This is a genomic window from Nocardia sp. CA-135398 (assembly GCF_050955845.1).
In the GTDB taxonomy this organism is placed as follows: Bacteria; Actinomycetota; Actinomycetes; order Mycobacteriales; family Mycobacteriaceae; genus Nocardia.
The window spans coordinates 7,274,727-7,299,267 of sequence record NZ_CP192084.1 but is presented as its reverse complement, the minus strand read 5'-3'; the positions used below and the strand labels follow the sequence as shown (position 1 = coordinate 7,299,267).

The window sequence follows — 24,541 nt, the reverse complement described above, 5'->3', positions numbered from 1 at the left end:
GAGCGGGCTCAGTGGCCGCGGGCGATCCAGTCGGCGAGGGCGGGTTTTTCGGTGCCGATGGTGGTGGTGTCGCCGTGGCCGGTGTGGACGGTGGTTTCGTCGGGGAGGGTAAGCAGGCGGTCTCGGATGGAATCGATGATGGTGTCGAAGTCGGAGAATGAGCGGCCGGTGGCGCCGGGGCCGCCGTTGAACAGGGTGTCGCCTGTGCAGAGGGCGGCGGCCTCGGGTAAGTAGAGCGAGACCGAGCCGGGGGAGTGGCCCGGGGTGTGCAGGACTTCGATATCGGTGCCCGCCACGGTGATTCGCTGAGTATCGGCCAGTGATCGGTAGTCGACGTCGGGGTGGGTCATGCGCCAGAGCGGGTCGTCGCCCGGATGCAGCAGGATCGGGGCGTCGAGGCGTTCGGCCAGTTCCGGTGCGACGGTGACGTGGTCGTTGTGACCGTGGGTGCAGACGACCGCGCGGACATCGCGATTGCCGACGGCTTCGATGATCGCGTCGGCATCATGGGCGGCATCGACGATGACCACCTCGGCATCGTCGCCGATCAACCACACATTGTTGTCGACGTCCCAGGTGCCGCCGTCGAGTGAGAAGGTGCCGGAGGTGACGACGCGATCGATGCGCAGGCTCACCAGACCACCACCGAACGCAGCACCGCACCCGCATGCATCGCGGAGAAGGCCTTTTCGACCTGGTCCAGCGCGATGCGCTCGGTGACGAAGCGCTCCAAGGGAAGTCGGCCCTGCAGATACAGATCGACCAGCATCGGGAAATCGCGTTCGGGCAGGCTGTCGCCGTACCAGGACGATTTCAGCGCGCCGCCACGGGAGAACAGGTCGATCAGCGGCATATCGATGGTCATATCCGGGGTCGGCACGCCCACCAGTACCACGGTGCCCGCGAGGTCGCGTCCGTAGAACGCCTGCTTCCAGGTTTCCGGGCGGCCGACCGCATCGATGACCACATCCGCGCCGAAACCGTCGGTATATTCCTGGATCTGTTCGACGACATCGGCTTTGGTCGCATCGATCGTGTGCGTCGCACCGAATTCCGTTGCCCAGCTGAGCTTCTGGGGATCGCGGTCGATCGCGATAATGGTCCGCGCACCGGCGAGCCGGGCACCCGCGATAGCGGCGTCGCCGACACCGCCGCAGCCGATGACCGCCACCGTATCGCCGCGCGACACATTGCCGGTATTCATTGCCGCGCCGATACCCGCCATGATGCCGCAGCCGAGCAGTCCGGCGACGGCCGGGTCGGCAGCCGGGTCGACCTTGGTGCACTGGCCCTCGTGTACCAGCGTCTTATCCGCGAATGCGCCGATGCCGAGGGCCGGACTGAGTTCGGTGCCGTCGGCGAGCGTCATCTTCTTGCTGGCATTGTGGCTGGCGAAGCAGTACCACGGGCGGCCGCGCTTACACGCGCGACACTCGCCGCACACCGCACGCCAGTTCAGAATGACGAAATCGCCCGCGACAACATGAGTTACCGCATCCCCGACGGTCTCCACGATGCCCGCGGCCTCGTGCCCGAGCAGGAACGGGAACTCGTCGTTGATACCGCCCTCGCGATAGTGCAGATCGGTATGACACACCCCGCAGGACTGGATGCGCACCACCACATCGTGCGGCCCGGGATCCGGGATCACGATATCGACGAGTTCGACCGGTACGCCCTCACTACGGGCAACCACGCCACGCACGGTTTCGGACACGAATCCTCCTAGGTGTTGGATGGTGCTCGGATGGGTCCGGTGCCATCGGACCATTGAACCGCGCGGATGCACTCCGCTTCTACAAATCGGCGGTCAGGTGCCGAGCCCATTGGCGAGAATCGGCCAGGAATCCTTCAGCGCGCGTTCCCAGTAACCCCAGGAGTGGGTGCCGGTGGGCTCGAGGTCGTAGGTGGCCGCGATGCCGAGCTGATTCAGCCTGGCCCGCATGTTGCGGGTGCACCAGGCGGTCGCACCCTCGATCGCACCGCCCGTCGTCACCTGCAGGGGCAGCCCGCCCTCTGCCCAGCTCTGCGTGTGTGGATCGGCGGGATTGTCGTACGGCCCGGGCAATCCGCTTCCCGCCGACAGGTACAGATTCAGCCCGCGCAGGGCTTCGGCATTGAGATACGGATCGTTCGCCGCCCACATCGGATCCTCCGGCGGCCCATACATATTCACCGGATCGCCACCGCCCTTGCGCACCGACAGCGCGACGAATGCCTGGCCGACCGGATCGCTGATCTGCGCGCATCCGCTGAACGCGCCGATGGATCGGTATAACCCCGGATTCGAAATCGCCAGCGACAGCACCGATGTACCGGAGGTGGAGATCCCCGCGATGGCATTGCGCCCACTGGTGCCCAATGCGGCATCGATCAGCGGCGGCAATTCCCGCGTCAGATACGTCTGCCATTTGTTGACTCCCAACGCCGGATCCACCGCCCGCCAATCGGCGTAATAGCTGTACGCCCCGCCGAGCGGCTGCACCACGTTGACATTCTTATCCCCGAAAAACCGCATGACATCGGTCTTCGTACCCCATGTCGCCCCATCGATCCCACCATCGACCCCGGCCAGCAGATACAACGTCGGCCGCGGCACCGTGGTATCGGCAGGCCGTTGCACCTGCACCGAGAACTCCCGTCCCATCGCCCCCGAATACACCGTCAACGTGAGATGCCGATCGTCCCGAGTCTGAACCCCGGTAATCCTGGAACCATCCCCGGTGACCACCGACTCCAGCACCTGACCATCAGCAACGACCAGGTCTGGGCCACCGGCTTGTGCGATACCGGTCGACGCGCTGATGGCGACCGCGCCGAGAGCGGCCGCTAATCGAAATCTGCCAACACCCACGAGTTCGACCCTCTCACAGACCGGACTCTCGAATGCCGCGCACGCGCGCGTAGCAGCGCCGTCGATAACAGCGTCAGCTGGTGAGTTTACGCTCGGCCGTCCGCCGCATGGTCACTGTCCGCATGGCCGACAGTAGCTACAGCCCGGCGAAATCGCGCAGTACAACGTGGTTGCGGTCGGCGCAGCTGCCGAGGGCGTGATCCGGATGCAGGCCGAGGTATTGGCGGCGGGTGCGGGTGCTCCAGCGGCGAGCGGATTCGGTACGGGTCTTGCAGAAGTTGACCGTGTAGCCGCCCTCGTAGACGCGCAGCAGGCTGTAGCCGCCCGGATATTCCTTGGTAGCGGCGACTTCCAGGAATTCCACATCGACACCGGAGTCCGGGCGGTTGCGCCGGTTGCGGTGCGTGTGGCCGCAGTGGTGCAGGAATACGCCGGGTGCGTCGCGATAGAGCGCGTGCAGCGCTGCGGCATTCGTGCGATCGAGGACGAATCCCGGACCACCCGGATTGCTCACCGCCGCATGGGAAGTCACAGGATGATGGCCGAAGACAAGAGTGGGCCGGTCCGGATCGGCCGCCAGGAGTTCACGCAGATGTGCCAATTGCGGTGCGACGATGGTGCCACCGGATCCACGCAGCCGAGTGGTGTCAAGGCCGATCATGCGTAGCTCGCCGACGCGATATTCGACCAGGCGTTGACGGGCGTGAAATACCGTGCCCCAGTGGTCGATTCGGTGTTCGTCCGGCTTGTCGTGGTTACCCCGACAGACGAAGTAGTCGCGGCCGAGCGCACCCCACTCGTCCAGCCGGGCCCGCACGCCGAGGGACTGTTCGAGGGTGCCGGTATCGGTGAGATCGCCCGCGACGATCAGTTGATCGGCGGCGCGGTCCGGTCGGCGCAGGTCATCGAGCAGTGCGGTCAGCATGAACTCCGCATATTGCTCGGTCTCGTGGCGTAGGCCGGTGGGGAGCCCGGCCACGATAAGGCCGCTGCTGTGCTCGCCGAAGTGCACGTCATTGGCGAGTGCGATGGTGTGCAGCAGTCGTCCCGGCGGCGGGTGTGCGGTGGTGAATGTGCCGGTGGATTCCGGTGTTCCGGAGCGGCGCGTCACCAGGGTGCGGGCGGGAACGGCGCGGTGGCCGTCCGAATAGGCCTCGAATCGGTAGGTGCGGCCGGGTTCGAGGCCATCGAGCTCCGCATAGTGATAGGCGGTCGGCCGGGAGTCCAGATAGCGCGGTCGCGCCGCCGACCGGCCGTCGACCGGTGCGATCCGGACCTCGGTATCGGCCGGGACCGGACGGCCGCGGCCATAGCGATCGCGAACGCACGTGGTCCAGGTCAGAATCACCGAGCGATCGGTAACCGTGACCAGCTCGAGATCGGTGGCCAGCACGAGTCCCGTTGCACGCGAACGGAATGGGCGGTTCTCGGTCGAGCGTAGAGCGGCGTTCGCACGGTCACCGCGGCCGCGCCCGCGGCCACATTCGCCAGCCATAGGGTTCGAAGTCGCGGCTCGAGCATGGGGATCTCCGTTCGCCTCTGCCTCGAACGGTACGGTTGCCGGTTGAACGCTCGGGTCCCCGCACATGACCCGATGTCGAACATTCGTATCGCCGGGCCTGGGAATTTGACTCCCGGGTTGATCCGGGTCGAGAGTTCGCGAATGGATGGAACGCCCGAGGTGTCCCGCGCGACGTTGCGCAAGGTCACGATTCGACTGGTGCCCTATCTCGGGCTGCTGTATTTCGTCAACTACCTGGACCGGGTCAATATCGGATTCGCCGGGCCGAGCGGTATGAAAACGGAGCTGGGGCTGACCGAGACGGCCTTCGGGTTCGCCTCCGGCATCTTCTTCATCGGGTATCTCGTACTCGAGGTGCCGAGCAATCTGGCGCTGCACCGGTTCGGTGCGCGTCGGTGGATCGCCAGAATCATGGTGAGTTGGGGTGTGGTCGCCACCGCCATGGCATTCGTGCCGAACGAAACCTGGCTCTATATCCTGCGATTCACCCTCGGCGTGGTCGAGGCCGGATTCTTTCCAGGCATCCTGCTGTATCTCACCTACTGGTTTCCGCAGACCCAGCGCGCGAAGATCGTCGCATTGTTCATGACAGCGGTGCCGATTTCGACCGCCTTGGGCTCGACGGTGTCGAGTCTGATCATCCAGTACGGCGATGGCGTATTCGGCCTCAGTGGTTGGCGATTCATGTTCCTGGTCGAGGGCCTACCCGCGATCGTGCTGGCGGTGGTCACCTGGTTCTTCCTCACCGACCGTCCCGCACAGGCCAACTGGCTGACCGAGACCGAAAGAAAGTGGCTCACCGCGGAACTCGACAAAGAGCAGGCGGCGCGGGTCGAACACTGGACGGTGCGCAAGGCGCTCACCCATCCCCGCGTACTCGGCCTCGCCTTCATCTACGGCGGCATCGTCTACGGCCTGTACGCGCTCGGATTCTTCCTGCCCACCATCATCAACGGCTTCCAACAGCAGTACGGCACCCACTATTCGGTGGTGCAGCGTGGGCTCATCAATGCGGTGCCCTATGTGATCGGCGCCGTGGTGATGGTGTTGTGGAGCAGACACGGCGACCGAACCGGTGAGCGAGCCTGGCATGTCGCGCTACCCGCGCTGGTCGGCGGGCTCGCCATTCCGGTGGCGCTGTATCTGGGCAACCCGTTCGCCGCCATGGTCGCGGTCACCGTCTGCGCCGTCGGGGTGCTCGCCGCGCTGCCCACCTTCTGGGCGCTGCCGAGCACCTTCCTCTCCGGTGCGGCCGCGGCGGGCGGTATCGCCCTGATCAACTCCATCGGCAATGTCAGCGGATTCGTCGCGCCGTACGTCACCGGTGCGCTGAAGGACCTGACCGGCACCCAGCGGGCCGGACTGTGGGTCGTCGGGATCGCCATGATCGGCTCGGCCGCAGGTGTTCTCGCACTGCGATCCCGCATCCGCACCAACTGAGGAGTTTGTGCCGCGGATCACCGGCCGCTCCCTCTGGTCGATATAGAACGATCCCTCTAATATGAGGATATGAGCAACCGAGACGTAGTCGAAAAGTTCTACAAAGCAACGCAATCCGGGGACCCCGCCGGCATCCTCGATGCGCTGCATCCGCACTTCCAGGGCTGGGTGGCTCCGGGAATGCCCAGCGTGACCGTCACGCAGGCGCAGAGCCCCGAAGCGGCGCTGGCGGGTATCTGGCAGCCGGTGTTCCGCGAATACGAGATCGCACCCTTCGCCGAGGAATGGTTCGACGCCTATCCGAACACCGTCATCGTCACCGGCCACTACCGCGGCATCGCGCGCGCCACCCGCAAGCATGTGGCCGCCGAATTCGCCCACATCTGGCATATCGCCGACGAAAAGCTGCTCGCACTGCACCAATACACCGACACCTGGCACTGGCACGAAGCGCTGTCGGATGCGGCCTGAGCGCACGGCCACTACTCGCGGAGCCTCGGCGCGGCGGACCTGAAATCGCCTGACCTATTGACCAGTTGGCGGCGACACGCCCGAATATGTTGACACCCCTTGAACGAACCGACTGGTTGGCTGTTAGCTGGCGGCAAGCAGTTGCGCCGCAGCGAATCCGGGCCGGTGAAGCGTATGTTCATCGCGCCGCGGGCGGCGTTCGCGAGTGCCGGATCGTCGTTAAATCGAAACTTCGGATGCGTGTGTCGCGCGCGGCACGCCGCAAGACAACCCACCGGCGGCAAATTGACAGTTTCGCTGGCAACGGTGCATCGACTATGAATGTCTGGTGCCGTTCCCACGCGTGATCACTTGTCTGCCGTCGAATCTCTCCCGCGGGGAGTCGAATTGACCATCGAGCATCATCCTGTCGAGGACGAGGTCGGACAGCTCGCGAGAAGGGTCGAGCGGGCTCGTGGCCGACTGGCCTACCAGTTCGATCCCGCGCTGACCGAGGCGCTCTCCGAGGACGAACTGGTCGCCGAGCGTGAGCTCGCGGAGAAGATTCGCGGTGAGGATCGCGCACAGCGATGGAAACAGGTGCAGGCCGCGGCCGCCGCGGCCGACCGCGCCAGGCAGACCACGGAAGCGATCGAGAAGGCCGACATCAGAGATCTATTGGTAGCCCGCAAGGCAATTGCGGCGCAGCGGCGGGAGTCCAGCCCGCATGCCAAATTGGCGTCGCTGTACCGGCATCGGGGATGGTCACTGCGCGCGCTGGCGGGCGTGGTGGCGGCGGGCATGCTGTGGTCCGCGGTCAATGTGCAGCACAACATCGCGCCGGGCGGGCCGGGCGATCCGCTGTACTGGTTCAGCTACCTCATCGAGGCGATGATCAGCGTCTGCTTGATCATCATCATGGTCGGCACCAATAAGGTCGCCGAATGGGGCGTGATCGACAACCGCCGACAGGTCGCCGCGGCCGAAATCGCCCTGCTGTCACTGACTGTCACCCTCAACACCTACCCGTACCTGCGGGACGGGGAATGGTACGAGACCGGTGTGCACGCGGTCGCGCCGGTGATGATCGGTGTCGCCCTGCTCATCCACGACGCGGCCAGCGCACGCTACGGCCTGGCCATCTACCGGGCCACCGAGCAGGTCCGCGAGCTGCCCGATCCGGCCGAACAACTCAAGCAGACGATGCCATCGATCGCGTCCTATCGCGCGAATACCCAGGCGGCCCTGGTGGCGCCGGGGGCGGAGAAGGAATCCGCGGAGCACGAGGCGCTGGCGGCCGCCGAAGGTGCGCAACAGGCCGCCGACGCGATCGTGGAGGCCGAGGCGGTCGAGGTCGAGGAGTCGTCCGACGGGGAAAGCCCTGCCGCGCAAGAAGGCTCGGACGACGCACCCGAGAAGCGTCGCGCGCCGACCAACGGCCAGGCACCGGAGAATGCGGAGGCCCAGCAGCGGCCCGCTCCCGCGAAGACCGAGAACGGTCCCGCTGTCGTCAAGGAGCCGACCGCGCCGGTGGCCGCGAAGCCGGTCGTCGCGAAGAACAACCCCTTCGCACCACCGGAGCCGGAGCCGATCGCCGAGCCCAAGCCCGTCGCGAAGGTCGACAGCCCGCCGCCGCCCCCGGCCAAGGCGCCCGCGCGTAAGGCCGCCCCGGCGAGCGCGGAAAAGCCCGCCGCGGAGAGCAAGCCGTCGGTCGTGTCGGCACTGCGCCGGGGCAACGGTTCGGCCGCGGCGACGGCGCGCAAGCCCAGTTCGCTCGAGGGCCGCAAGGACAGCAGGTCGACCGAGAACGCGAACGCGCGCGCCAAGACCAACACTTCGTCCGAGCCGGATTCGCACCTGCAGGTGGTTCGCACGCCCGATATCCACGACACCGGGCAGTTCCGCATCGCCGAGATGCTCGAACAAGAACTCGCCGAACTACAGGCCGAGCGCAGGCGGGCGAGGGCCAGCAGGCAACGATGACCCCGCCGCTTGCTTGCCCCGGCACTTCGGGGCATGATGCAGGCGCGGGTCATTAGGTACGTTAAAAACTGGCTATCGCCGTAGTGCAGCAGGTGCGGGACGAAGGGATGGATCGGTCGTCGTGATGAGGTCTTATCACCCAACAGGATCCGGTATCTCGAATCCCGCGACGGTGTTGCCTCGGTCATAGCGGATCGGTGCGAGACACCCGGAAGCTGGAGTTTCCGCGTACGGGACCAGCGATATACCTGCTCGCCGGTAGCGCCCTGCTGTCGGTGATCCTGCTCTTCACCACCATTGATCCCTTCCTGGACAAGGGCGGGTTCCTGGTCGGTGGCCTGGACGTGCATATCTATCGCGACGGTGCGTGGCGCATCGTGCACGATATTCCGCTGTACACCGAGCCGACCATGCGCGGCCTGCTGTACACCTATACGCCGTTCTCCACCATCGCGTTCGTGCCGATCTACCTGGTGCCTTGGGGTTACGTCACCAACACCTGGCTGGTGTTCAACCTCGCCATACTCATCGCCTGTGTCCTGCTCAGTTGGCGGCTGCTCGGCTATCGGATCACGACTCGGCTGGTGGTGGTCAGCGTGCTGATCGCGGCCACCTGCGTATTCATCGAGCCGGTCCGCCAGACGCTCTACTTCGGGCAGATCAATCTGGTGCTGATGCTGCTGGTGCTGTTGGACGCCTTGCGCGAGGACCGAAGCAAACTGCGTGGCCTCGGCGCCGGACTCGCGGCGGGTATCAAACTCACCCCGATGTACTTCGTCGCCTATTTCGTGGCGCTGCGGCAGTGGCGCTCGGCGATTACCGCATTCGTGACCTTCCTCGCCACGGTGGCTTTCGCCTGGATCATCCTGCCCACAGATTCCCGGCAGTACTGGACCTCCACTTTCTTCCAATCCAACCGGATCGCGGCGGACAATCACCCGTCCAACCAGTCCGTCCGCGGCGTCATCGCACATCTGCTCGACGGTCCCGCGCCGGTGTGGTTGTGGTTGCTCATCGCGGGCTCGGTCACGATCGCCAGCCTGATGGTCACGACGGCGCTGTATCAGCGCGGTGAGCGGCTGCTGTCGATCACCCTGGCCGGTCTCACCGCGTGCGCGGTGTCGCCGTTCTCCTGGGGACACCACTGGGTGTGGTTCGTGCCGCTGTTCGTCTTCCTCGTACACAAGGGGCTGGACAACTGGCGCTGGTGGGTGGCGGCGGCGGCGCTGTTCACCGTGACCGCCTCCTGGACCTACCACTGGAGCAAGACCTGGGTATCGATCGGAGTGTTCCTGCTGCCGCCGTGGTGGCCGATCACCAAGGTCTTGATGAACGGCTACGTCATCGAATTCCTCATCGTCCTGATCGCGGCGTGGATACATCTGCGCAGGGACGGCTGGTCGGCGCTCAGCGAGCACTCGGCCGAGCGTTCGATCCGTTTCCCACTGCCGCGGCGCCGCAATCCGGACTCCCCTTCGTGCCCAACCCCTTCACCTTGATAAACGCCGGAACCCGGTAGCGCGGGCCGGGTTTCCGCAGTGGCGGCGTTGGGGATCGAGACCGGGCCGATGGATGCGCCGAATACTCATTTGTGGAGCGGTTGCTGTGCCACGATCGGGCAGGCGTTCAGTGCCGCTGCTCGGGCAGCCGCCGCGCCATACCGACGATATGGCTAGACGCCTTTGCGATCTCTTTACCTGCGGATTCCCTTCGGTTTCCACCCGAAGTGGACGCTTGCCGGGCGGGTCGGCCGGAGTTACGGTTGCTTCCTGCGTCGCGAAGCAACCGGTCACCACTGGGTTGCTGAAGCGGCATGAACATTTCGCTCGAGGGCTGGAGGGTTCCGCTATGACGAAGAAGAAGGCTCAGCCCAACCCGATGTTCGCGGTGACCATGGTCAATGCCATCCATAAGGATGTCGATGGTTACGGGGACAGATGGGTAGCCACCGTCGACCACGGCAATATGCGCGCCGACTGGATCGCCGAAGCCGTTGCCAAAGACGCGCGCACGGTCCGGATCTGGTGCGACGACTGCGGTAACAGCGTCCATCTGTGTGCGGAAATCCGGGATTACCTTCCCTCGGAGGTGCGCAAGGCGCTGGCCGACGCCTGGGAGCACTACCACCCGACGCACCACGCCTCGTAGTCTGCGCGCGGCTCAGGCGAATTCGAGGATCGGTCCCTATCCGTGCGGCCAGATCGAAATGAGCTGGTCGCCATTTGAAATCGACCAGCACATCACGGGATTGCGGCAGAACGGGGTGCTACTCGGCGGAAACACGGTTCGCCGCAACCGTTTCCGGGGGGTAGATCATCCCGTCCGGCGGGTTGCTCGTGCGACGTGCGAGTGGATAGTAGATCGCCGCCGTGAAGACGATGCCGACGATCCAGGAGATATCCGCGCCGCCGAGCATATCGGTGATCGGGCCGGTGTAGAGCTTCTGTGCGAGGAAAGGGATCTGGGCGAGGATGCCGAGGGTGTAGCAGGCCAGGGCGGTGCCGTTCCAGCGTCCGTAGCGGCCGTCCGGATCGTAGAGTGCGGGGATATCGATGCGCTCGCGCGAGATCAGGTAGTAGTCGATCAGATTGATCGCGCTCCACGGGGTGAACACCATGAGCAGGACGAGCACGAAATTCTTGAAGTTATTGAGGAAATCGGCGCTGGCCCCGATGGCGATCAGCATCGACACCACCGTGAAGCCGACGATATAGGCCGTCCGCGCGGCCTGGGTGGTGCGCGACTGACCGTTGAACGCGGTCACCGAGGTCAGGATGGACATGAACCCGCCATAGGCATTGAGACAGTTCACCGTCAACTTGCCGACCACGATCACCAGGTAGATCAGCAGCGCGATCGCGGACGGGCCCGCGAGGTCGCCGATGAAGCCGACTTGATTGCCCAGGAACGCCTTTCCGGCGACGGCGGCCACCAGCGCGCCGAGCGTCATCGCCCACTGCGAGCCGAGCACGCTGCCCGCGAAGGTGGACCAGAAGGTGGTTCGCGCGCTGGTGGTGCGGGGCAGATAGCGCGAATAGTCAGCGACGTACGGTCCGAAGGTCAGCTGCCATCCCGCGCCGAGGGAGACCGCGAGGACGAAGGTCACGATGTCGAAGGATTTGGCACCGACGTAGGCGCTGACGTCGTATTCGGCGAACAGGCGGATAGTCAGGTAGGTGAAGCCGATGATGCCGACCACGGTCGCGATCCGCCCGATGACGTGGATCAGCCGGTAGCCGGTCACCGCGACCACGGCGGTGAGCGCACCGAAGACGAGAATACCGACGGTCGAATTGTCCACGTGCAGAATCTTGTTCACCGCCTGACCGGCCAAAACCGTACCGGTGGCGGCGAAACCCAGATACATCACGATCACCAGCAACAGTGGCATTACCGCACCGAGGACGCCGAATTGGGCTCGGCTGGAGATCATTTGCGGCAATCCGAGCCGCGGGCCCTGCGCCGAATGCAGTGCCATGACAATGCCGCCGAGAATATTGCCGAGCAGCAATCCGATGACCGCCCATAGCGCATCGGCGCCGAACACCACCGCCAACGCACCGTCGACGATGGCGGTGATCTGCATATTCGCCCCGAACCACAGGGTGAATTGATTGCGCGCGGTGCCGTGGCGTTCGGCATCCGGAATTACTTCGATGGTGCGGCGCTCGATCTGCAGTCCGGCGTCGAATTCGTCGTTGTGCGGCATGGATCCGCCTTCCATCAGGAGAAGGGCAGCTGGGACAGCCTGCCCAAATGCATAGTCCTGTATATACAAGTGACTGTCAACCGGAACGGCTAAGGTTGCGGCCAGGCGACGTGAGAGGTGGTGGCGATGGCCCGCCCGGTGGGCGATGCAGATCTGGCGGCCTTGTTCGCGGCGTCCGGACCCGATTCGGCACCAGCATACGAGCGGATCAAGACCCTGATCCGCACGCAGATCGGTGCCGGACGCTGGGGCGCGGGCGATCAGCTTCCCTCGGAGCATCAGCTGGTCGACGCACTCGGGATCTCCCGCATGACGGTCAACCGTGCACTGCGTGAGTTGGCCGCGGCCGGAGTGGTCGTTCGCATGATGGGGGTGGGCACCTTCGTCGCGCCCGCGAAGGTGGCCTCGCCGCTGTTCGAGGTGCGCAATATCGCCGATGAGATCCAGCAGCGCGGCCACCGGCACCGCACCGAGGTCATCTTCCTGCGCAGCGAACCCCTCGACACCGTCAACCCACTGCTCGACGAGTGGCCGACCGATTCGGTATTCCATTCGCTGCTGGTGCATTTCGACGACGAGGTGCCGATCCAAGTGGAGGACCGCTACGTCAACCCCGCGGCCGCACCCGGGTACCTCGACCAGAATTTCGCCGAGATCACCCCGAACCGCTACCTCAGCGAGGTGGCCCCGCTGGTACGCGGCGAACATGTCGTCGAGGCGGTGCAGGGCAGCCAGGAGGACTGCCGACTACTGCGCATCCGCCGCACCGAACCCTGCCTCCAGATCCGCCGCCGAACCTGGGCCGCCAGCGCGCTGGTCAGCGTGGCCCGCCTAGTCCACCCCGGCTCCCGCAGTCGCCTCGAAGGCGCATTCGGAGCTTGATCCGGCTGGGCGAGAACGGCTTCCGCGCATTGATTGGCCCGCGACGTACGTGCCCGCGCACCATTCCATGCGCGGTGTCAGGAAGTGGGCCGAGCGGAGGCTATGCGGTGCGCGGAGGGTGCGCGGCAATGCGGTCAGGTGCCGAAGTGGAGGGCGTGCGTCACGATCGCATCGAGACGCGCGTGATGCGCACCCTTCCAATAGGTTCGGCCGCAGGCGATGCACTGCGCGAACGCGTCGTAGGTGCGTGCGGTCTCGTTCGGGAGTTGTCCACGCAGGGTGTGCTTATCGGTCACGCGCAGGGGGCCGTTGCAGGCCGTGCAGCGGGTCCATGGCGCGAGGGGCGGTGCGAAACGCGATAGCACGTCGTCGAGTTGTTCGACCGGGCGGTGACTGTAAATGTATGCGCCAGCGAAGATTTCGCGTCGACGCAGCAGTCCGCGGTCACGGGAGAGCAGGATGCGATGTTCGGTCGCCGAGCGGGTGGCGAGCGCGGCATCGCCGATATCCGGATTCTCGTAGGCGGTGTCGACGCCGAGCAGCCGCAGCCGCCGCGCCAGGGTGCCGAGGTGGATATCCAGCAGGAAGCGCAGCGGTTCGTCGAATCGCTGCGGACGCACCACGGCGCGCACCGAGACCGCCTCGCCGTCGGTGGGCAGATGCGCCGGGCTCATCGACCGACCGTCGACCAGCAGCTCGCCCACCTCGGTGAGCGGCACGCCGAGCGATTCCACGACATGTCCGAGCGTCGACACGCTGTCGATCCGCACGGCCGAGCGACCGTCCCGCTGTGCGGCCGCGACGAACAGCCGCAATTCGGGCGCGAAATCTATCGTGATCTGCGCGGTGCCCACTCGGCCAGCATGCCAGGGCATGCGGTCCGGCGACCACCCGGTTTTACAATGCCCAGGGCTGGGCGCGGCGTCGGACCGGCGGTTCCGCGTTGGCCATGGCCTCGAGGTCCTCGAGGAATTTGTCGATGCTGTCGGCGGCCACGTGGGTGGCGCCGATCTCATAGCGCACCTTTTCCTCGGTGCTGTCCATGACCGTGGTGATCAGCTCATCCTTCAGATCGCGGATGAGCTGGGTGCGCATCTGGGCGATCTGGTCGCGGCCCTGGCTGCGGACCCGGGCGACCTCGGCGTCGGCGAATTCGCGCATCTTGGCGATGATGCGTTCGGCGTCGGCGCGCGCGTCCTCGCGGATGTGCTCGAGTTCGGCCTGGGCGTCGGTGACCGCGTTGTCGTAGGCCCGTTTGGCCTCGACCAGGCGGTCGGCCGCCTGCTGGTTCTCCTCGAGCTGTTTCTGAATATTGTTCTGTGCCTTGGCCATCAGCCGTCCCACCGGCGGTGCCACCCATTTGACGATGACGAAGATGATGACCGCGAAACCGAAGAGCTGGCTGAAGAAGATCGGCCAGTCGAAGGTGATGTGGAAGATGCCCGAGTCCTCGGACTCGGCCGCGTGGATGGCCCCTTCGGCAAGGATGCCGCTGTTGAGGTTCATTGGCTACGCTCGCTCTGACTGATGGCCGGCGCTGGAGCCGGCGTGCCGATCCTTGATGCCGAGCACGCGATCGGCCAATGTCTCGGCGAGCGGTTCGACAGCCTCACGCAACTCGGCGGCCACTTGGTCCGCCTTGGCCCGCAGTTCGGTCGCGGATTCCGCGACGATCCTGTCGGCCTCGTCCTGCGCCTCACTTCGCAACTGCTCGAGGATAATTCGGCCCTCGTGCCTCGCCTGGTTCCTGATCTCGACCGCTTCACTGCGCGCCTGCGCGACGGCCGCCTGATATTTCGCTTCGGCGTCGGCGAACAAGGCTTTGGCTTCCTTGTTGTCGACCGCGGTCTCGGCGACTCTCGCCTCGCGTTCCGCCAATACCTTGCGTATCGGCGGAACGACGAACAGCCACATGACCCCGAGCACGATCAGGAAGATCAACAGCTCGGCGAAGAATGTGCCGTTGGGAATCAGGAAGTTTCCCTCGGCCACAACATCCGTTCGCGGAGTCATACTGAATTACTTACCTGGAGTAGCGAATACGAAAAGCGCCATGAACGCTAGATTGATGAAGTACGCCGCCTCGACCAGACCGACGGTCAGGAAGAAGTTACCGCGGAGGCGACCCTCGGCTTCCGGCTGACGGGCAACGCCGTTGATCAACGCGGCGCCGGCGAGTCCGTCACCGATACCCGCGCCGATGGCGCCACCGCCCATAATGATGCCGCCGCCGATGAGCGCGCCCTGGACGATAGCCGCCGTTGTTGCGTCTGCCATTTTTCACTTCCTGTTCTTTACTGTGCTCGATCGGCGGCGCCGATCTGTCGTTGTTTAGAGCGACCCGAAAGCAGTCGCCGGGGCTAGTGTTCGTGCTCCAGCGACATCGACTGACTGAAGTAGAGGACGGTCAACAGCGAGAAGATGAATGCCTGGATGGCTCCGACGAAAAGATCGAAGAGTTTCCAGATGGCATTCGGCCCCCAGCTGATCCAGAACGGGAACAGTGCGATCACCGAGACCATCACGCCGCCCGCGAACATGTTGCCGAACAATCGCAGCGACAGCGAGAGCGGTTTGGCGACTTCCTCGATGACATTGATGAAAACCATCGGGCCCCATCCGGTGTGGCCCTTCAGCAACTGCTTGGCATGCCCACCGGGGCCACGCCGGTACACACCCGCACCCTGATACATGATGAAAACGAACAGGGCCAGCGCGTAGACGAAATTGACGTCCGACGCGGGCGGTGCGATCAATTCACCGTGTCCGTACTGGACCGGCAGCACCGACAACCAGTTCGACAACAGGATGTAGATGAACAGCGTGACGGCCAATGGCAGCGCGAACGGCGCGACCTTCATGCCGATAGCGCTTTCCACCTGGTTGCGCATCTGGACCGTGACGGTCTCGAAGAACAACTGCACGCCGTTGGGTACGCCCGAGGTCAGCTTCGCCCGCAGGTAGAACGCGAGGCCGAGCACGATCGCCGCCGCGATGGCGGTCGAGATGATCGTGTCGACATTGAAGTCCATACCCCACAGATGCGCGACCGCATGTTCGCCGACCTTGATTTTCGGCTCTTCGGCGGGCGCTTCCTGGGCGAGCACCGGAAGCGCCGACTGGGCGATGAAGGCGAGTTGATTCGTCATGATTGCTGGCGAAGCTCCTTCACTTCAGGCAAGACGGTGACCAACACCAGAATCACTTGAAAGGCGGCCAGACCGAAGAAGATTCCGATGCCGTGCGGCCTTGCCAGGAAACCCACTGCGAGCGAACCGCCGGTTATTGCGATCAGTCGGGTTGCCGAGGAGAGGTACAAGCCCTGTTTCCTCGGTTTCTCGGCGTCGGCGACACGGTTGACCGTCAAGCGGGTCAGTTGCGCATTAAGCCAACCGAGCCCGAGTCCGATGCAGATGAACAGACCGAGCAGCAGTCGGTCGAGCGGACCGGTAGCTGCCAGGACGAGCACGCCGACGCCGATAGCAAAGACAGTCGCACGGCGCATTCGGAGTGCGTTGACATCCACTGCGACACCGCCTTCGCCGGTCATCCCACCTCGTAGTGGGGTCTTAATTGATCGATAGCATACACATTAACAACCCTTTTGGAAGGCAACGTTTTTGATCTTTCTCGGGCGAGATTTCGGACGATGTCCATTGGGCGACAGTGTCACACGGGGGCCGACAAGATCAATCAGCGCTCTCGGACGTGTCGAGTTGAATCGGACAAAACGGTCACCGTTCCGACGTCCGCTATTGTCCGGTTTATTCGACCAGTGTGCATGATTTCGGTCATGTCTTTGTAAAGGAATTACAAAGAGGCTACCGATATCCCGAGCTGGAGTCGGTGCGCGGCATCGAATCGCGCGTTCGCCGCGATATCGTGATGCCGCAGCTGAACGGCAACTATTGATAGCTGGCGCGCTGCCGCTCCTGGCGTCGGTTCGGGTGTCATTCGGCGCTGCCGACCCAGGTGCTGAGTGCTTCGGTCAAACCTGCGGCGGTGGTTTCGCCGGTGGCCCATGCGACGTAGCCGTCGGGGCGCAGCAGGACCGCGGCGGGGGCTTGGATCGCCCCGTAACCGGGGATGGGCCAATGCTCGGCGTGGCCGACGGCGCTGATGATTTCGATCCGGTCGTGCCATTCCGGGACCGCCGGAACGTCGTTTCCGTTGAGTACCAACAGGACCGGGCGGCCCGCGCGCAGCAGTTCGTGGACCCGAGTTTCGCCGTCCGCGGTAGTGAGGTCGGCGTCCGGGACCCGGCGGCCGATGAGCGGGTGCTCGCCCTTGATGTCGTAGCGGATATCGAGGGCGGTGATCATCAGGCCGAGACGGTGGCGCACCTGGTCCATATCGATCAGATCGCTCATCATCTCGCGCAGCGCGTCGGTATGCGGGCCTGGACGTCCGAGGGCGGTCTGGGCGCGGGTGTTGTGCAGAACGCGGGCGGCGATGGGGTGGCGCTCGGACTCATAGGTGTCGAGTAGTTCGTCGGATGCGTTGCCGCGCAAGGTGGCGGCGAGCTTCCAGCCGAGATTCACCGCGTCCTGCAGTCCCAGGTTCTGGCCCTGTCCGCCCGCGGGATAGTGGATGTGCGCGGCGTCCCCGGCCAGGAAGACCCGGCCCACGCGGTAGCGGTCGGCCTGGCGGGCGGCATCGCCGTAGTGCGAGATCCAGCGCGGGCTGTGCATGCCGAAGTCGGTGCCCGCGATCTCGGTGAAGTTGGTGCGGAAGTCCTCGAAGCTCAGTTCGGCGCCACGGTCCAGGACGATGTCGTGGCGCTGCACGAGCAGTCGGTACCAGCCGGGCTCGAATTGGACTGCCGAGAAATCGCCCGCACCGGCGCGGTGTCCGAAGAAGGGCTGTGCGGGTGGATCGGCCAGTTCGACATCGGCGAGCATGCCCGTCACGGTCGCGTCGGTGCCGACGTAGTCGATGCCCGCCAGCTTGCGCACCGCGCTGCGGCCACCGTCGCAGCCGACCAGGTAGGCGGCGCGAATCCGGCGTGAATTCGAACCGCCGATTTCCACCTCGACGCCCGCCGCGTCTTGACCGAAGCCGACCACGGGCGAGCTCCACTGCACTGCCGCACCGAGTTCGGTTACGTGCCGGTCGAGTTCGCGTTCGATCACCGACTGCAGGACGGCGAGAGTGAAGGGGTGGCGGGTATCGAAGTCGCTGAAATCCAGCGGCAAGCCGCCGAAGTGCCCGGCCTGCATGACGCGGCCGAGCGGGAGCAACTCGTCCAGCAGACCGCGCTGATCGAGGATTTCCATGGTGCGAGCGTGGATGCCACCCGCCCGCGATTCGCCGGTGCGCGCCGGAAGTCCGTCGACGAGCGCGACATCCACACCTGCCAGGCGCAGTTCGTAGGCCAGCATCAACCCGGTCGGTCCGGCCCCGGCGATCACCACATCGGTCGTTTCCATGTCGGTCTCCTTAACAACGTTAAGCGATTTAACGTTGTTAAGGAGACCAGAACATTGTTAAGCTGTCAAGCGTCGGACAGCAGGAGGTGACAGTGAAGATCGATGCGACGGTGATCGCCGAGGCGGCGTTGGGTTTGCTCGACGAGGTCGGTCTCGACGGACTCACCATGCGGAAGGTGGCCGCGGCCCTGGACGTGCAGGCGCCCGCGCTCTATTGGCATATCAAGAACAAGCGCGAACTGCTCGATGCGATGGCCCGGCGGGTATTCGTCTCCGCTGTCGACGGGATCGAGGCGCCGCGGCAGGGCGAGAACTGGCAGGACTGGGTGGTGGCGGTGGCCGGGCGGTTGCGCCGGTCGATGCTGCGCTATCGGGACGGTGCGAAGGTGCTGGCCGGTACCTTTGTCAGCGATGAAGCCATGTGGCGCACCATGGAATTGACCTTGCGCACGCTCGAGGACGCGGGTTTCGCGCGGGTCGATGCCGAGCGAGTGTTCCCGCTCCTGCTGCACTACACGATCGGGTTCGTTATAGAGGAACAGGCGCAATCCGGCGCGGAGTACGCCGATGGCAATCCCTACGCTCCCGAGCGGATGGCGCAGACCGTCGATGCCGAGCGCTATCCGCGGACCGCTCGGATGGTGGCCGATCTGTTCGACGCCGATACCGATGTGGAATACGAGCGCGGGGTGCGGGTCATCCTGGCCGGAATCCGTGCCACCGTCTCCTCGTAATCACTCAGCGGCCGAAGCCCGCCAAGCCGTCGGCAAGGGTGCTGATATCCAGTGCGTCGAGCACCTTTTGCCGGACGTCCGGACATTCGGTGGTGGTGATCCGATCGACGATGGCGCGGTCCTTCAGGACGGTGTCGTTGAGGCCGCCGTTGCGGGCCGCCCAATCGTGCACCGTGCCGTTGAAGCCGAGCTTGCCGAGCTGCGCGCCCTCGGTGCGCCAACGGTCGACCTCCGGTTTCAGCATGTCGCACAGCTGCTTTGCCGCCGTCGGGGTGATCTCGTCCGGATTGGGCACCTGTGCGGTACTGCCAGGGGACGAGAAGGTGATGGTGATGTCGGGATGGGAGGTCGGCGTGGCTGGCACCGGGTCGAGGGGGCCGTTGCTGGCGCAGCCGACGAGCAGGCCCGCCGCCACGATCGCCGCGGCCAGGGCGGCGATGGATCCGATCGAGGGCATCGGTACTCCTTATTATTCTTTTGTTTCCGGCTTCAGCTCGTAGACGACGTAGGCGGTGCGCACCACCGGTTGGGCCACATTGCGCACCCGTATGCCGCCCGGCGTGGTGCCGCGTTCGATACCCGCATGCGCGTGCCCGTGGATCGCGAGGTCGGCGCGCTGGTCATCGATGGTTTCGCCGAGCAGGTAGGACCCGAGGAACGGGTAGATCTCGCGAGGTTCCCCGTGCAGGGTGTCGCTGATGGGGGAGTAATGGGTCAGCGCGATGGTGATATCGGTGTGCAGGCCCGCCAGCGCCTCGCGCAGCATCTCCGCGAGGTCGACGGAGTGCGCGGCGAATTCGCGCATCACGCGCTCGCCGAAGACGCTCGCGCATTTACCCGCGAAGCCACCGCCGAAGCCCTTCGTGCCCGCAATGCCGAGGGTATGTCCATCGACCGCGAATTTCGTCGCGGTGCCCTCCAATACGGTGATGCCGTGATCGGTGAGTTCGGCCGTGATCTCGTGCTGTGCGTCGCTGTGATGGTCGTGGTTACCGAGCACCGCGACGACCGGGACACCGAGATCGGCGAATTCCCTTGCCACGACGCGGCCTTCCGCGACAGTGCCGTGCCGGGTGAGGTCACCGGCCAGCAGCAGCACATCGGCGCGGTCGGACAGTTCCGCCAGTGCCGGGCGAAGTTCGCCGCCCGACTCGGCGCCGAGATGGACGTCACCGATTGCCGCGATCCGCATGTGCCGCCCTCCTTTCCGGTCTCAGTCCGCCAGCGCCTCGGCGGCCCCCGGCGCGCATGGCGGCGTGACGTGCACGTCGTTGTGGATGCGGGCGCGCGGAAGCTGTTCGCGCACCACCTTTTCCATCTGTAGCTTGCGTTCGATACTGCTCACCTCGCCGCCGAGGACGACGACATCGCCGCGGATCGTCACCTGCACACCGAGTTCGGCGGTGCGCGGATCCTCGGCCAGCGCCCGGCGCAGATGCGCGACCAGATATTGCGGTCGTTCCATTCACACCACCCGTTTCGGCTCGATTACTCCGAGATCGTCCAGTAGTCCCAGGAAGGCCCGGGCATACGGCGAAACATCGGTCTCCTTGCGCACCCGATCCCAATCCACCTGTTCGCGCAGATCGCGTGCGATCGTCAGCAGCGGGCTGAGGTCCAGTCGGTGCGCGTCGAAGACCAGTAATTTGTCGATCATCAGATCGCTCGCGCTGATCACCGGCGCCATCGTCGGTCCGATGCGCATCATGTCGGCGCGATCGAGTAGTTCGTCGGTGACGGCCCGGTTGTTCGGCCGGTAGATCAGGTCGATGAGGACGCCGCCGTCATAGACCTTGGTCAGCCAGTCCTCGGGCGGATCGGCGACCCGCAATCCGCCGCGGGCCAGCGCGCTGCGGGCGACTGACAGGTCGGCGGGTTTGATGAAGATGTCGACATCGTGCTCCGACGCGGGCCCGCCGCGTGCGTACACCGCGCAACCACCCGCGACCGCGAAGCGGATATCGGCATCCACCAGCGTATTCACCGCGCGGGTCAGCGCGTGCAGCAGTTGGTCGATGGTCGGGACCATATGTGCGCCATACCCGCGCTTCGGTCGGCTAATCGCTGCCGCGGCGGTGGAGTCGGGGTTTGCCGGCTATACCGCCGACCATCAGGCGCTCGACACCGCGCGGCTCTCCCGAAACGTTGCCCGAATCGCTCCGCAGCGGTTAATGCCTACGTAAACCGCTGGCCAACGTCTCCAGCCCGCGGCTCAACCATGCCTGCGTACTGCGCCGGTGCGCACGATCATCGAACTCGCCGTGCGCACCGAAGTCGTGTCCACCGGACCGGTCGACCGGCTCCCAGAGATTGTCGGCCCGAGTATCGGCGTCGGCGTCGGTCTGCTGCGAGTCGTAGCCGGTGCGGGCGAGATATCGGTCGAGCAGGCTGGGTGCGAGCCGTTGTGCGAGCAGGGTGCCCATGGTGCTCGCGCCGACCCAATACTCCTTGCGCTCAGGATGTTTCGCGGCGAAGGCGATCGAGCGGGCGATGATCTCGGGCTGGTAGATCGGCGGCACCGGCTGTGGCCGCTTCGGCAGTCGTGACAGCACCCAGGAGAATTGCGGCGTATTCACCGCCGGCGCCTGCACCAGTGTGATGTGCACATTGCTGCCCTCGTGCATCAGCTCGACCCGCACCGATTCGGTGAACCCGTTGATCGCGTGTTTGGCCGCGCAATACGCCGACTGCAGCGGAATGGAGCGGGCGCCGAGCGCCGAGCCGACCTGCACGACAGCGCCCCGATCGCGGGCCCGCATGCGCGACAGCGCGGCCATGGTGCCGTGCACGGTGCCGAGATAGGTGACTTCGGTGACCCGCCGGAACTCCGCGGCCGCGATCTGCTCGAACGGGGCGAATACCGAGGTGAAGGCCGAGTTCACCCAGACATCGATCGGCCCGAGCACCTCCTCGGCCCGCGTCGCCGCGGCCTCGACCGCCGGATAATCCGCGACATCGACCGGAATCGTCAGCGGCTCACCACCCGCGGCGCGCACATCATCGGCCGCGGCCGCGAGTCCGGCATCGCCGCGGGCGAGCAGCGCGACTTTGCAACCGCTCGAAGCGAATTCGCGCGCGGCCGCGCGGCCGATGCCGGCACTCGCCCCGGTGATCACGACTACTCGGGGTTCGAAACTCATCACAACTCCTTACTCGTGGTCGTCGCCGAATCGGGGGAGCAGGACCGAGGATTCGAACAGCATCGCGTGCACGAAGGCCTGCGGCATATTGCCGCGCAGCTGCCGCTGCCGGACATCGAATTCCTCGGCGAACAATCCGGGCGTACCGCAGGCCGCGCGATTGCGCTCGAAGTAGCGTGCCGCCGAAACCCGGTGTCCCAGTTGGGCCGCGGCGATCGCCATGATGAATCCGCAGAACAAAAATGCGCCCTCGTTCGTCTCCAGCGGCCGCTCGTCGTGGCGATAGCGATAAACGTAGTAATCCGTGCACAATTCGCGCTCGACCGCCCGATAGGTGGCCAGGCTGCGCGGATCGTCGGCGGGTACGCCGCCACGAATCGCGGGTAGTAGCAGGGCCGCGTCGACACCCGCCGCATCCGGTGCCTGCTGCCACGCGCCGCTGGGATGCACGCTGGTGCGGGCGGTTTCGGCCATGATGGTATCGGCCAGCGCGGTGCAGAACACCGGGTCGGCACCGGTCTGGGCAATCGCGGCGACCGCGCGCAGGCCGCTGACGCAGGCCAGCCGCGAATGCGTCCAGTGCCGGTTCTCGATCTCCCAGATGCCCGCATCCGGTCGACGCCAGCGTTCGGCAACCGCGGCAATCGCCACTGAAATCGCCTTGCGGCTGTCCTCGGTGAGCCGGTCGTGCCGCGCGCCCGCGGCGAACAGCAGCAGCGCCTCGCCGAATACGTCGAGCTGGGACTGGTCGCGCACCCGATTTCCGACCACGGTACGACCGCCCGGATAGCCGGGTAGGTCCAGATTGCTCGGCTCCGGGATGGGTTGCCCGGTGACCGTGCACGCGGGCAGCACCTCCGGCCCATCGGCGAGCAGTCGTTCGGACACGAACTGTAACGCATTGTCCAACAACGGATGTGGGCCCTCGGCCGCCACGGCCTGACCGGCGAAACATTGGTCGCGGATCCACACGTAGCGGTAGTCGTAGTTCTCGCCGAGGTCCGCGCGTTCGGGCAGGCTCGTGGTGGCAGCGGCGACCATGCCGTTGGTGGAACTGGTCATACCGCGCATGACCGCGTAGGCCTGAGCGGTGTCTCGGGACGCGGCGCAGGGGCCCAGTTTCGGCACCCCACGCTGCCAAGCGGATTCGGTCCGCGCCCATGCCGTATGCGGATCGGGCGGTTCGTCGGGCAGTGCGATATCGGACAATTCGAGGACGAGATCATGAATCTCGCCTTGCCGCAGCGTGATCCGATCAGTCCAGCCGCGCTCATCGCGGACCGATGCGGACGCGCCACCCGTCCAGCGCAGTGCGAGGTCACCGACTCGCGCGCGCCAAACCCCGTCATCGGTGCGGTGTAGGTCTCGTGCCTTCGCTTCACCGAATTGCCCCGCGGGCCGTAGCACCACGTCGACCTCGGCATCGCCGTGCACCGCGACGATCCGGCGCAGCACCACGACCCGATGCGGGTCACCGGGAAAGGCCAGCGCCTCCCGGCATTCGACCACCGACGAGCCGACCAGCCAGTGCGAATTCCAGATCAACGTGCCCGTCTGGTAGTACCCGCCCCACACGAAGCGTCCGGACGGCGTCACCGAATACGCGCCGTCCCCGCCGACCAGCCCGGCGAAAACCGCGTCGCTGTGCCAGCGCGGTGCGCACATCCAGGCGAAGTCACCGTGTGGACCGACCAGCACACCGCGCTCGCCGTCCGCGAGGAATGCGTATTCGCGCAGTACATGCGGCCGGGTGATATTTTCGGCCGTCACATCGGTCGTATACCACCGCAGACCGTTCGCAACCTTTTCAAGTCCGCGACGAATCCGGCGTAGGCCTCGTCACGATCGGGAGCGCGCAGCACCGACGACGGATGCACGGTCGCGATCACCGCGTAATCCGGCATCGTCACCACTTCCCCGCGCCGCTCGGAGACCCTGAACGAGGGACCGAGCACGGCCTTCGCGGCGATGGCACCGAGACAGACCACCAGTTGCGGTCCGATGACCCGCAACTCGGCGTCGAGCCAGGCCGAACAGGCGACGATTTCGGTGCGTCCGGGTTGTTTGTGGATGCGGCGCTTACCGCGCTCCTCGAATTTGAAATGCTTGACCGCGTTGGTCACATAGATCCGGTCGCGGTCGATTCCGACCTCGGCGATCGCACGGTCGAGCAGCCGCCCGGCGGGGCCGACGAACGGGTGTCCCCGCACGTCCTCCTGGTCGCCGGGCTGCTCACCGATCATGACCACGTCGGCGTCTTCCGGGCCTTCCCCGAAAACCGTCTGGGTGGCGTGCCGATAGAGATCGCAACCGTGGCAGCCGCACGAGGCCTGCCGCAACTCGGCCAGGTTCGCGTGCGGCGGCACGAATTCCGCGGCGCCCGGCACGGCCATATCGG

Annotated in this window: 27 protein-coding genes; 8 read left to right on the top strand and 19 right to left on the bottom strand. The window is 65.3% G+C overall.

All coding sequences use genetic code 11. The annotated features are described in order from the left end of the window. Positions 1 to 8 precede the first annotated feature (8 nt). The 4 genes from ACQP1T_RS32605 to ACQP1T_RS32590 all read right to left on the bottom strand — a co-directional run bounded on the left by ACQP1T_RS32605 (position 9) and on the right by ACQP1T_RS32590 (position 4,247). The gene (locus tag ACQP1T_RS32605; RefSeq protein ID WP_433756862.1) at positions 9 to 635 is read right to left on the bottom strand and encodes an MBL fold metallo-hydrolase; all 627 of its coding nucleotides are present in this window, start codon (positions 633 to 635) and stop codon (positions 9 to 11) included. Beyond that, on the bottom strand, positions 632 to 1,717 hold the full coding sequence (locus tag ACQP1T_RS32600) for an S-(hydroxymethyl)mycothiol dehydrogenase (protein WP_433756861.1): 1,086 nt from the start codon (positions 1,715 to 1,717) through the stop codon (positions 632 to 634). Before ACQP1T_RS32600 ends, ACQP1T_RS32605 begins: the two co-directional genes overlap by 4 nt. 93 nt (positions 1,718 to 1,810) lie before the next feature. Further along, positions 1,811 to 2,854 (bottom strand): alpha/beta hydrolase, encoded by a 1,044-nt coding sequence (locus ACQP1T_RS32595; protein WP_433756860.1) that lies wholly within the window; start codon positions 2,852 to 2,854, stop codon positions 1,811 to 1,813. A gap of 136 nt (positions 2,855 to 2,990) precedes the next feature. Continuing rightward, a complete protein-coding gene (locus tag ACQP1T_RS32590; protein WP_433756859.1) occupies positions 2,991 to 4,247 on the bottom strand; it encodes a metallophosphoesterase family protein in 1,257 nt (418 codons plus the stop codon). 270 nt (positions 4,248 to 4,517) lie between these two features. On the opposite strand from ACQP1T_RS32590, the gene ACQP1T_RS32585 reads away from it, so the two are divergent. The 5 genes from ACQP1T_RS32585 (at position 4,518) to ACQP1T_RS32565 (ending at position 10,397) form a co-directional block, all read left to right on the top strand. Beyond that, complete coding sequence (locus ACQP1T_RS32585; protein WP_433756858.1) at positions 4,518 to 5,816, top strand: MFS transporter; 1,299 nt, start codon at positions 4,518 to 4,520, stop codon at positions 5,814 to 5,816. Between the two features lie 69 nt (positions 5,817 to 5,885). Further along, positions 5,886 to 6,287, top strand: coding sequence for a nuclear transport factor 2 family protein (locus ACQP1T_RS32580; RefSeq protein ID WP_433756857.1), 402 nt, complete (start codon positions 5,886 to 5,888; stop codon positions 6,285 to 6,287). A 387-nt stretch (positions 6,288 to 6,674) separates the two neighbouring features. Continuing rightward, complete coding sequence (locus ACQP1T_RS32575; protein WP_433756856.1) at positions 6,675 to 8,249, top strand: hypothetical protein; 1,575 nt, start codon at positions 6,675 to 6,677, stop codon at positions 8,247 to 8,249. 197 nt (positions 8,250 to 8,446) lie between these two features. Continuing rightward, positions 8,447 to 9,748 carry a glycosyltransferase 87 family protein gene (locus tag ACQP1T_RS32570; RefSeq protein WP_433756855.1) on the top strand — a complete coding sequence of 434 codons (1,302 nt, stop codon included), beginning with the start codon at positions 8,447 to 8,449 and terminating at the stop codon, positions 9,746 to 9,748. A 349-nt stretch (positions 9,749 to 10,097) separates the two neighbouring features. Then, a complete protein-coding gene (locus ACQP1T_RS32565; RefSeq protein ID WP_433756854.1) occupies positions 10,098 to 10,397 on the top strand; it encodes a hypothetical protein in 300 nt (99 codons plus the stop codon). Between the two features lie 118 nt (positions 10,398 to 10,515). On the opposite strand, the gene ACQP1T_RS32560 is transcribed toward ACQP1T_RS32565, so the two are convergent. Continuing rightward, the gene (locus tag ACQP1T_RS32560) at positions 10,516 to 11,958 is read right to left on the bottom strand and encodes a purine-cytosine permease family protein (protein WP_433756853.1); all 1,443 of its coding nucleotides are present in this window, start codon (positions 11,956 to 11,958) and stop codon (positions 10,516 to 10,518) included. Positions 11,959 to 12,084: 126 nt separating this feature from the next. Between ACQP1T_RS32560 and hutC the strand changes: the two genes are divergently transcribed. Next, a complete protein-coding gene (gene hutC / locus ACQP1T_RS32555) occupies positions 12,085 to 12,840 on the top strand; it encodes a histidine utilization repressor (protein WP_433756852.1) in 756 nt (251 codons plus the stop codon). Positions 12,841 to 12,974: 134 nt separating this feature from the next. On the opposite strand, the gene ACQP1T_RS32550 is transcribed toward hutC, so the two are convergent. The 6 genes from ACQP1T_RS32550 to ACQP1T_RS32525 all read right to left on the bottom strand — a co-directional run bounded on the left by ACQP1T_RS32550 (position 12,975) and on the right by ACQP1T_RS32525 (position 16,390). Beyond that, entirely contained in the window at positions 12,975 to 13,694 is a 720-nt protein-coding gene (locus tag ACQP1T_RS32550; protein WP_433756851.1) for a Mut7-C RNAse domain-containing protein, read from the bottom strand. Between the two features lie 43 nt (positions 13,695 to 13,737). Continuing rightward, positions 13,738 to 14,346, bottom strand: coding sequence for a hypothetical protein (locus ACQP1T_RS32545; RefSeq protein ID WP_433756850.1), 609 nt, complete (start codon positions 14,344 to 14,346; stop codon positions 13,738 to 13,740). 3 nt (positions 14,347 to 14,349) lie between these two features. Beyond that, positions 14,350 to 14,853 (bottom strand): F0F1 ATP synthase subunit B, encoded by a 504-nt coding sequence (locus tag ACQP1T_RS32540; protein WP_433756849.1) that lies wholly within the window; start codon positions 14,851 to 14,853, stop codon positions 14,350 to 14,352. Positions 14,854 to 14,859: 6 nt separating this feature from the next. After that, the gene (locus tag ACQP1T_RS32535) at positions 14,860 to 15,117 is read right to left on the bottom strand and encodes a F0F1 ATP synthase subunit C (RefSeq protein WP_040687366.1); all 258 of its coding nucleotides are present in this window, start codon (positions 15,115 to 15,117) and stop codon (positions 14,860 to 14,862) included. Between the two features lie 83 nt (positions 15,118 to 15,200). Next, positions 15,201 to 15,989 (bottom strand): F0F1 ATP synthase subunit A, encoded by a 789-nt coding sequence (atpB, locus tag ACQP1T_RS32530; RefSeq protein ID WP_433756848.1) that lies wholly within the window; start codon positions 15,987 to 15,989, stop codon positions 15,201 to 15,203. Then, entirely contained in the window at positions 15,986 to 16,390 is a 405-nt protein-coding gene (locus ACQP1T_RS32525) for a hypothetical protein (protein ID WP_433756847.1), read from the bottom strand. The genes atpB and ACQP1T_RS32525 overlap by 4 nt, the downstream gene beginning before the upstream one ends. Before the next feature lie 227 nt (positions 16,391 to 16,617). Here ACQP1T_RS32525 and ACQP1T_RS32520 point away from each other — a divergent pair, with 227 nt between their 5' ends. Next, positions 16,618 to 16,752 (top strand): hypothetical protein, encoded by a 135-nt coding sequence (locus ACQP1T_RS32520; RefSeq protein ID WP_433756846.1) that lies wholly within the window; start codon positions 16,618 to 16,620, stop codon positions 16,750 to 16,752. A 38-nt stretch (positions 16,753 to 16,790) separates the two neighbouring features. Here ACQP1T_RS32520 and ACQP1T_RS32515 read toward each other — a convergent pair whose 3' ends face one another. Next, a complete protein-coding gene (locus ACQP1T_RS32515) occupies positions 16,791 to 18,269 on the bottom strand; it encodes an FAD-dependent monooxygenase (RefSeq protein ID WP_433756845.1) in 1,479 nt (492 codons plus the stop codon). 92 nt (positions 18,270 to 18,361) lie between these two features. On the opposite strand from ACQP1T_RS32515, the gene ACQP1T_RS32510 reads away from it, so the two are divergent. Beyond that, positions 18,362 to 19,003: a TetR/AcrR family transcriptional regulator C-terminal domain-containing protein gene (locus tag ACQP1T_RS32510; protein WP_433756844.1), complete on the top strand. Its 642-nt coding sequence runs from the start codon at positions 18,362 to 18,364 to the stop codon at positions 19,001 to 19,003. A gap of 4 nt (positions 19,004 to 19,007) precedes the next feature. Here the strand turns inward: ACQP1T_RS32510 and ACQP1T_RS32505 are convergent, their stop codons facing one another. The 7 genes from ACQP1T_RS32505 to ACQP1T_RS32475 all read right to left on the bottom strand — a co-directional run bounded on the left by ACQP1T_RS32505 (position 19,008) and on the right by ACQP1T_RS32475 (position 24,536). Beyond that, entirely contained in the window at positions 19,008 to 19,460 is a 453-nt protein-coding gene (locus ACQP1T_RS32505) for a hypothetical protein (RefSeq protein ID WP_433756843.1), read from the bottom strand. Between the two features lie 12 nt (positions 19,461 to 19,472). After that, positions 19,473 to 20,195: a metallophosphoesterase family protein gene (locus ACQP1T_RS32500; RefSeq protein ID WP_433756842.1), complete on the bottom strand. Its 723-nt coding sequence runs from the start codon at positions 20,193 to 20,195 to the stop codon at positions 19,473 to 19,475. 21 nt (positions 20,196 to 20,216) lie between these two features. Further along, positions 20,217 to 20,468, bottom strand: coding sequence for a BON domain-containing protein (locus tag ACQP1T_RS32495; RefSeq protein ID WP_433756841.1), 252 nt, complete (start codon positions 20,466 to 20,468; stop codon positions 20,217 to 20,219). Further along, positions 20,469 to 21,032 carry a nucleotidyltransferase family protein gene (locus tag ACQP1T_RS32490; protein ID WP_433756840.1) on the bottom strand — a complete coding sequence of 188 codons (564 nt, stop codon included), beginning with the start codon at positions 21,030 to 21,032 and terminating at the stop codon, positions 20,469 to 20,471. 139 nt (positions 21,033 to 21,171) lie between these two features. Continuing rightward, positions 21,172 to 22,143 carry an SDR family oxidoreductase gene (locus ACQP1T_RS32485; protein WP_433756839.1) on the bottom strand — a complete coding sequence of 324 codons (972 nt, stop codon included), beginning with the start codon at positions 22,141 to 22,143 and terminating at the stop codon, positions 21,172 to 21,174. 9 nt (positions 22,144 to 22,152) lie between these two features. After that, positions 22,153 to 23,913, bottom strand: a complete 1,761-nt coding sequence (locus tag ACQP1T_RS32480; RefSeq protein WP_433756838.1) for a glycoside hydrolase family 15 protein — start codon at positions 23,911 to 23,913, stop codon at positions 22,153 to 22,155. Beyond that, complete coding sequence (locus ACQP1T_RS32475) at positions 23,910 to 24,536, bottom strand: UdgX family uracil-DNA binding protein (protein WP_433756837.1); 627 nt, start codon at positions 24,534 to 24,536, stop codon at positions 23,910 to 23,912. The genes ACQP1T_RS32480 and ACQP1T_RS32475 overlap by 4 nt, the downstream gene beginning before the upstream one ends. Positions 24,537 to 24,541 lie beyond the last annotated feature (5 nt).

Excerpts from the sequence above, each read along its gene's own strand:
- ACQP1T_RS32585 (WP_433756858.1), top strand. The coding sequence starts at position 4,518 with ATGGATGGAACGCCCGAGGTGTCCCGCGCGACGTTGCGCAAGGTCACG.
- ACQP1T_RS32580 (WP_433756857.1), top strand. The coding sequence starts at position 5,886 with ATGAGCAACCGAGACGTAGTCGAAAAGTTCTACAAAGCAACGCAATCC.
- ACQP1T_RS32565 (WP_433756854.1), top strand. The coding sequence starts at position 10,098 with ATGACGAAGAAGAAGGCTCAGCCCAACCCGATGTTCGCGGTGACCATG.
- ACQP1T_RS32560 (WP_433756853.1), bottom strand. The coding sequence starts at position 11,958 with ATGCCGCACAACGACGAATTCGACGCCGGACTGCAGATCGAGCGCCGC.
- hutC (WP_433756852.1), top strand. The coding sequence starts at position 12,085 with ATGGCCCGCCCGGTGGGCGATGCAGATCTGGCGGCCTTGTTCGCGGCG.
- ACQP1T_RS32545 (WP_433756850.1), bottom strand. The coding sequence starts at position 14,346 with ATGAACCTCAACAGCGGCATCCTTGCCGAAGGGGCCATCCACGCGGCC.
- ACQP1T_RS32540 (WP_433756849.1), bottom strand. The coding sequence starts at position 14,853 with ATGACTCCGCGAACGGATGTTGTGGCCGAGGGAAACTTCCTGATTCCC.
- ACQP1T_RS32535 (WP_040687366.1), bottom strand. The coding sequence starts at position 15,117 with ATGGCAGACGCAACAACGGCGGCTATCGTCCAGGGCGCGCTCATCGGC.
- atpB (WP_433756848.1), bottom strand. The coding sequence starts at position 15,989 with ATGACGAATCAACTCGCCTTCATCGCCCAGTCGGCGCTTCCGGTGCTC.
- ACQP1T_RS32525 (WP_433756847.1), bottom strand. The coding sequence starts at position 16,390 with ATGACCGGCGAAGGCGGTGTCGCAGTGGATGTCAACGCACTCCGAATG.
- ACQP1T_RS32515 (WP_433756845.1), bottom strand. The coding sequence starts at position 18,269 with ATGGAAACGACCGATGTGGTGATCGCCGGGGCCGGACCGACCGGGTTG.
- ACQP1T_RS32505 (WP_433756843.1), bottom strand. The coding sequence starts at position 19,460 with ATGCCCTCGATCGGATCCATCGCCGCCCTGGCCGCGGCGATCGTGGCG.
- ACQP1T_RS32500 (WP_433756842.1), bottom strand. The coding sequence starts at position 20,195 with ATGCGGATCGCGGCAATCGGTGACGTCCATCTCGGCGCCGAGTCGGGC.
- ACQP1T_RS32495 (WP_433756841.1), bottom strand. The coding sequence starts at position 20,468 with ATGGAACGACCGCAATATCTGGTCGCGCATCTGCGCCGGGCGCTGGCC.
- ACQP1T_RS32490 (WP_433756840.1), bottom strand. The coding sequence starts at position 21,032 with ATGGTCCCGACCATCGACCAACTGCTGCACGCGCTGACCCGCGCGGTG.
- ACQP1T_RS32485 (WP_433756839.1), bottom strand. The coding sequence starts at position 22,143 with ATGAGTTTCGAACCCCGAGTAGTCGTGATCACCGGGGCGAGTGCCGGC.
- ACQP1T_RS32475 (WP_433756837.1), bottom strand. The coding sequence starts at position 24,536 with ATGGCCGTGCCGGGCGCCGCGGAATTCGTGCCGCCGCACGCGAACCTG.